Origin of the sequence: Butyrivibrio sp. NC3005 (assembly GCF_000424545.1) — a bacterium.
Lineage (GTDB): Bacteria > Bacillota > Clostridia > Lachnospirales > Lachnospiraceae > Butyrivibrio.
In genome coordinates this window covers 41323-48034 of record NZ_AUKC01000030.1, presented here as the reverse complement: position 1 = coordinate 48034, position 6712 = coordinate 41323, and the positions used below count along the sequence as shown (strand labels likewise).

7 protein-coding genes are annotated in these 6712 nt (G+C 38.5%); all 7 read right to left on the bottom strand.

Annotated elements, in window-relative coordinates:
* Positions 1-169 precede the first annotated feature (169 nt).
* The gene (locus G634_RS18660; RefSeq protein ID WP_035799514.1) at positions 170-1066 is read right to left on the bottom strand and encodes a CPBP family intramembrane glutamic endopeptidase; all 897 of its coding nucleotides are present in this window, start codon (positions 1064-1066) and stop codon (positions 170-172) included.
* Positions 1067-1596: 530 nt separating this feature from the next.
* The gene (locus tag G634_RS0109335; RefSeq protein ID WP_035799512.1) at positions 1597-2502 is read right to left on the bottom strand and encodes a diacylglycerol/lipid kinase family protein; all 906 of its coding nucleotides are present in this window, start codon (positions 2500-2502) and stop codon (positions 1597-1599) included.
* A 109-nt stretch (positions 2503-2611) separates the two neighbouring features.
* Positions 2612-2878 (bottom strand): HPr family phosphocarrier protein, encoded by a 267-nt coding sequence (locus tag G634_RS0109330; RefSeq protein ID WP_026505070.1) that lies wholly within the window; start codon positions 2876-2878, stop codon positions 2612-2614.
* A gap of 29 nt (positions 2879-2907) precedes the next feature.
* Entirely contained in the window at positions 2908-3858 is a 951-nt protein-coding gene (gene whiA / locus G634_RS0109325; protein WP_330364804.1) for a DNA-binding protein WhiA, read from the bottom strand.
* Between the two features lie 12 nt (positions 3859-3870).
* Positions 3871-4749 carry an RNase adapter RapZ gene (gene rapZ / locus G634_RS0109320; RefSeq protein ID WP_026505068.1) on the bottom strand — a complete coding sequence of 293 codons (879 nt, stop codon included), beginning with the start codon at positions 4747-4749 and terminating at the stop codon, positions 3871-3873.
* 2 nt (positions 4750-4751) lie between these two features.
* Entirely contained in the window at positions 4752-5663 is a 912-nt protein-coding gene (murB, locus tag G634_RS0109315) for a UDP-N-acetylmuramate dehydrogenase (RefSeq protein WP_026505067.1), read from the bottom strand.
* Positions 5664-5761: 98 nt separating this feature from the next.
* Complete coding sequence (locus G634_RS0109310; RefSeq protein ID WP_026505066.1) at positions 5762-6694, bottom strand: ROK family glucokinase; 933 nt, start codon at positions 6692-6694, stop codon at positions 5762-5764.
* Between the last annotated feature and the right edge of the window lie 18 nt (positions 6695-6712).

Here is a 6712-nt window from a genome sequence, read left to right as displayed (position 1 = left end):
ATGTATAGAATAATATTTACTCAAAGTGCTAGCTCCTTTCAATATTATTATACATCATCAAACTATAAAATTCAACATCTATTTATATAGTTTTATAAGTATCATTCGACAGTTATTAACCTCTTTCATTTTCCGGACTCCTTCTGTAAAAATATTTAAATAGTTATTACTACATATCGGTCCATGGATCATAAGGTTTAACATTTCTTTTGCCATAAAAGACAACGATCAATATGCCTGCTATGGTCATAACAGCCACAGCCATGAACGTTCCCTCAAGACCGAAATCAGCGTTGTATACTAAACTATTCGTGGCCGATGCTGCTTCAAGTCTAAAGACTGAGAATGGAGTTACCTGTCCGCTATTTGGAAGCCCCAGTATCACATTTTGTGTATAGTTCCATGCTGTATGGGCTGCCATGGCGCACCAGATACTGTCCATGTAATATACCATCAGCGAGAAAAATATCCCCGCCACAAACACTGCCAACATCGGAATCACACTGGCGCCGGGATTAAATAAATGCATCACCGTAAACAATAAAGCATTCAAGATAATAGCTACTGCCGGATGGCGATATCCTCTTCTTAAACACTGATATATGAATGCTCTGCAAACCAATTCTTCTGAAGAAGACTGTATAAACACCGCGATGAACAGCAATAACAGCCTGATAAAATGAAAAGAATCATAATAAACTGCAATATCGCTGTTCAGTATTGCTGCAATTGCACATATCATATTAAGACTAAATCCTATCAGCAGGCCGATTCCCAGATATCTGATATTATTCCCCTTTGGAGCTGTCCATAAGGCCTTAAGAATTGGCCTGTTTCTTTTGAAAATCAAACATAAAGGCAGGAATACCACCCAGACACCTATGAATTGGAAGTACAAGCAGAACACCTGCCAAAAGCCGGTTTCATCACTTTCATAAAGATGCATAAATGGAGAAATCAGCAGTCCTCCAATAATTTCATGTGAAAAAATCATAATAGCAGCTGCTATAAACAAAACTATTAACGCTGCATCATACCATTTAAACCGTTCTGTATGAATTTTCATAAACAATCCTCCTATAGGCCACCTGATTACAGCGCTCCTTACTATTCACTTGTGTTTCAAAAATCAGACAATCTGAAACACAATTAATCAACTCAATTTACTGCTGATGATATTGCGCAAAGATGCATAAATACTATATTTGTATTGTAAATTATAATGTTTTATATAGTCTTCTTATCGGAACAAAATTCTTCGCTTTAAAGAGAATTATTATTTTTTATTTCGTTTTGTTTTCTCTTTACACCTTCTGTAAAATAGCTTTCTTTAAACCATAATTTTTCTTGTGTACCTTTATAGGAGGCATATAAAAACAGGTGCAATTAATGCACCTGTTTTTATAATTTATTTTCTATTGCTATTAATGGGAGGATGCCAGGTAAGCTCATGCTTATCTGGCACTTAATGAAAAAGTATTTGTCTTCTTAAACAACGCTCTTGTCCACTGACAACTATACTATACTAGAAACTTATGTCTAAATCTTGTTCTTGTATTAAACTTTTACGAATATATTGTTAATAAATTGTTACATTTATTTCGGAACTCTGATCGTAAAAGCCTTTCTCTCCACCGTTATATCAGCTTTGGTATGACTTCCACCATATTCTCCATCCAATGTCCACGGCATTTCATCCTCTGTTTCTATTACAACATGACTGGTCTTGAAGTTGAATAGATGCGGTGACGGAGGAAGATGGGTACGTCCCAGCATTGTTGATACGATACCAGGAAGTTCGATTATATTCGAAGGTCTTCTTACCAGGGTCACTTCAAATTCTCCATCATCAAGACTGACATTCTTTCCTGTTATTCCTTTGATTCCTCCCACCTGGACAGAATTGGTAATCATGCCATAAATAAATTCATCTTCTATGACAGTTCCATTCCCATAGGTTATTTTCGCATGATATGTTCTTATCTCCTGCAGTTCACGTACGCTTTGCAATAAATATGCTGTATGACCAAGAGCATTTTTAAGTGTCTGGTTAGTACTATAAGAGATGTCTGTGAACACTCCAAAAGCTGCACAATAGACAAATGCTCTTTTGTTTAATCTTCCAACATCACACAAAAAATCCCGTCCATCCACAATTGTGCCGGCTGCACGAATCATGGAAGATGGGATTTTAAGGCTGCTTGCAAAATCGTTTGTAGAACCTGCAGGTACATAACCTATCGGTACTTGAAAATTTGACTCCAGCATGCCTGAAACAACTTCATTACACGTACCGTCCCCACCGCTACAGACAACAAGTTCTATGTCATCTGCGCGTTCTCGTACGCGTCTTTCTCCATCCTTTCTAGACTGCGTAGGATATGCAATTACTTCATATCCTGCCTTGGTAAAAATATCTATAATCTCGAGAAGATGGCTTTTTATTGTTTCTTTTCCGGCATGCGGATTATAAACAAATAAAAGTTTTGGTGACTGTATCATAGTCATCACCTCTTTTACAAACGAATTTTATTATATATGTAGATATGTTTAATAGAAACGTGAATGTACGCCCTATTTAAAGCACTTAGATGCTCTAATCATATCTTGATTACGCCAGAGTTTTAACTCCCTGAAGATAATTCTCGATTTCAGAAACAGCATTCTCTTCATCTGTTCCATCTGCAACTACTTCAATAGATTCACCAGAATGAAGCTTCAATGTCATCATTCCCATAATGCTCTTTGCGTTAACTTTCTTAGTCTGTGCCTCAATGTGAATTACACTATCATACTTGCTGGCAATCTGTACCAGCTCAGCAACAGGACGTGCTTCCAAACCATTTGGCAACTTAATCTCGATAGATTTCTTAATCATAATACCTCCTAATGATTCCAACTCTAGGCTCATGTTCTGAGTCGGTCCGCAAGTTCACTTAACTTGCGTAAACGATGATTCACACCAGATTTTCCAACAGGTGGATCAAGGAAAGCTCCAAGCTCCGCCAATGTTGCATCAGGATGCTCCAGACGAACTTCTGCCATCTGACGCATTCCTTCAGACAGCCTGTTAAATCCATAATGCTGCTGTATATATTGAATGTCTTTGGTCTGTCTTGAAGCTGCATTTACTGTTTTGGTAATATTTGCAGCTTCGCAGTTCACGCGACGATTCACCGAATTCCGCATATCTTTGTAAATGCGAAGATTTTCAAGTTCCATAAGGCTTATATGCGCCTCCATGATATTTAGAAGATCAACTATTTCTTCGCCTTCCTTCAGATATACTACATAATACTTCTTTCTGATAACCATTTTGGGCTGAAGTTCAAAATCTCTAAGGACATCAAGAATTTGGTTCGCCTGTTCCTTGCTTTCACATACAAACTCAAGATGATATGACTTCTTAGGATCTGATATAGAACCTATGCACAAAAATGTATCACGCAAAAAAGCACGCTTACAGCATTGATTCCGCAACAAAAGAGGACTTACAACGTCACGATTTTCTCGGAGCGTTCCGTCCTCATTAATTTCTTTCAATGCCATGAGAATTGAACTGACCGCATCAGCGTCATTTACTATCGCCTTATAGACGTGGCCGTTTTCGCGTTTCTCTGCTACTGTATCTAGAATATCAGTATCTATATTAAATGCTTTCTTTAATATTGTAAAGCACTTTCTTAGCGAAATAACGTTATCAGTTCTAATATATATCGTTCCACCGCCCATTTCATGCAGTGTTACACTACCTTCCATTTTCAATATTGCAGCAAGACCCGCCAGCTGACAATGCCTTGCTTTTGCAACATGAGACAGTAATTCTTCTTTTACTCTCATTGAGTAGGTTATTGCCATACCAAAATACCTCTATTTTTTATTAGCACCTGCTGCCTTATCCACATCCCTGTGAGCAATTTTCAGCCCATAATTTCCCTTTCCATACATCCTAGCAAAAAGCTCATTTGCAATAGTCACGCTCCTGTGCTGACCGCCTGTGCATCCTATTGCAACTACAAGCTGATACTTACCCTCTTTAATATATCCAGGAATAAGGAACTTAAGCATATCTTCAAGCTTATCAACGAACTCTCCGCACTCAGGAAAACTTTTAACATAATCCTGAACATCTTTATCATTTCCAGTCTGCGGCCTTAGTTTCTCAACATAGAAAGGATTAGGAAGGAATCTGACATCAAAGACAAGATCCGCATCCTGAGGTATTCCATATTTAAAACCAAACGAAAGAATCGTCACTATCAGATTATTGTAACTTGCGTTTTCTACAAAAATCTTATTAAGTTCGATTCTAAGCTCTCTTGTCAGAAGTCTTGAAGTATCAATGACATAGTCAGCTTTAGCTCGAATACCAGCAAGAATCTCCCTCTCTCTCTTTATACCTTCTTCGATTCTCTCACCCTGAGCAAGCGGATGGAGCCTTCTCGACTCCTTATACCTTTTGACCAAGACGCTGTCATCAGTTTCCATGAACAGGACTTCTACAGGAACACCTTTTTGCCTTAGCATATCTACAACTTCAGGCATTCCTCTAAGTTCTTCTCCGCCTCTTACATCAAGCCCTAAGACAACTTTGTTTTTTCCACTGTCCGGCAAAAGAATCAGCTCAACAAACTTCTCTATTAAAGAAAATGGAAGATTGTCAACACAGTAATAACCTGCATCTTCCAGCATATGAATAGCAGTAGATTTTCCACCGCCGCTCATTCCTGTAACTATTACAAAACGCATGATTAGAACTCTCCAAGTAGAATAACTTCTTTTTCTAAATCAACACCTGAATTTTCTTTTACTCTTTTTTGAATTTCACAAATAAGCTTATTCACATCATCGGCAGTTGCATTTTGTTTGTTAATAACAAATCCGCAATGTTTCTCAGAAACCTGCGCGCCTCCAACGCTAAAGCCTCTAAGACCTGCTTCTTCAATGAGCTTACCTGCAAAATTTCCTTCCGGTCTTTTGAAGGTCGAACCAGCACTTGGATATTCCAAAGGCTGCTTCTCTTTTCTCTTACCGGCATATTCAGCCATAGAAGCCGAAATCTCATCCTTATTTCCAGGAAGAAATCTTAGAATAGCTCCTGTGATAATATATCCCTTTTCTTTTGCAATACTGCTTCTATATTTAAACTTCATATTCTCATCAGAGATAGCCAGAGTATTCAAATCTTTATCCAGTACTTCTACAAACTCAACAACATCCTTCATCTCACTGTTGTAGGCACCTGCATTCATGTAGATTCCCCCGCCTATACTTCCGGGGATTCCAGCAAGTGCTTCGTATCCCGTAAGAGAATTATCTTTTGCAGCCTGCGCAATCTGACCATTCTTGGCGCCTGCGCCAACGTGCATTCTGTTGCCAAAGATTTCTATCTCATTCATCTGCATTAGAGATACAATAACCCCTCTGTAACCATTATCCGACACCAAAAGATTACTTCCATTTCCCATGACAAAATATGAAATTTCGTTCTTTTTCAAAAATGAGAGAACATCTTTTAATTCGTTAACGCTCTTTACAAATACAAGCGCATCACAATTACCGCCAATCTTAAAAGTCGTATGAGAAGATAAGGGTTCCTTAACAAGAACCCTTTTCTCCTCTGTCAAAGCCTTTATCTCATCAATTATTTTTTCATCTAACATAATATCCAATTAAAACTCCAAATACTTTCCAGTTTTCAAAAAACACGCAAATCTGTAATAAAAAGATTTATTTTTAATCAGTTTGCCACCAGTATTTTTTAGGCAAGAACAAGTCTTGCAGCTCCGCAGATACCTGCATCATTTCCAAGCTCTGCCATAGCAAACTTAGTCTCTCTACAGCCTTTGAACAAGAACTCATCAAATGAAGGACGAAGAAGATCAAAGAGAATGTCTCCGCACTTAGAAACACCTCCACCTATTACGATAACTTCAGGATTAAGTACGTTAGCGCAGATTGCAAGTCCTTTTCCAAGATAATATCCATATCTCTTAGTAATTTCTACTGCAACTTCATCTCCGTTTTTAGCTTCATCGAATATTCTCTTGCTGCTGATTTCTCCGCTTCTAAGAACGCTATCCTTTGTATCTTCTGCAAGGCGTCTCTTTGCAAGTCGAACAATTCCTGTTGCACTTGCATACTGCTCGAAGCAGCCGTGATTGCCACATCCGCATTCTTCTTCTTCGTTATCTACAAGATGAATGTGACCAATCTCACAGCAAGAACCCTGAGCGCCATTTATGATGTGGTCGCCTATTACAAGTCCACCACCTACACCTGTCCCAAGTGTAACCATAAGCATGCTGGAAAAACCTCTTCCGCCGCCCATCCATGACTCACCAAGAGCTGCCACATTGGCATCGTTACCAGCCTTAACAGGAAGCTTAACCATAGAATGAAGAGTCTCTTTTAAATTAAACTTGCCCCATCCAAGATTTACAGCCTGGTAGATTACTCCATTATCATCTACAGCACCAGGAGCACCTACTCCTACTCCTGCAATATCACTGTCGTTTAATCCTTTTTCATTTATCTTATCTCTGATAGCTGCAGCAATGTCCGGAAGAACTTTACTTCCATTATCTTCTGTACGTGTTGGAATCTCCCATTTTTCAAGAATCTTTCCATTCTGATCTAGAAGCCCCATCTTTACTGTTGTTCCGCCTATATCTACTCCAAATGCATACTTCATTACTCAAAAACCCCTTCC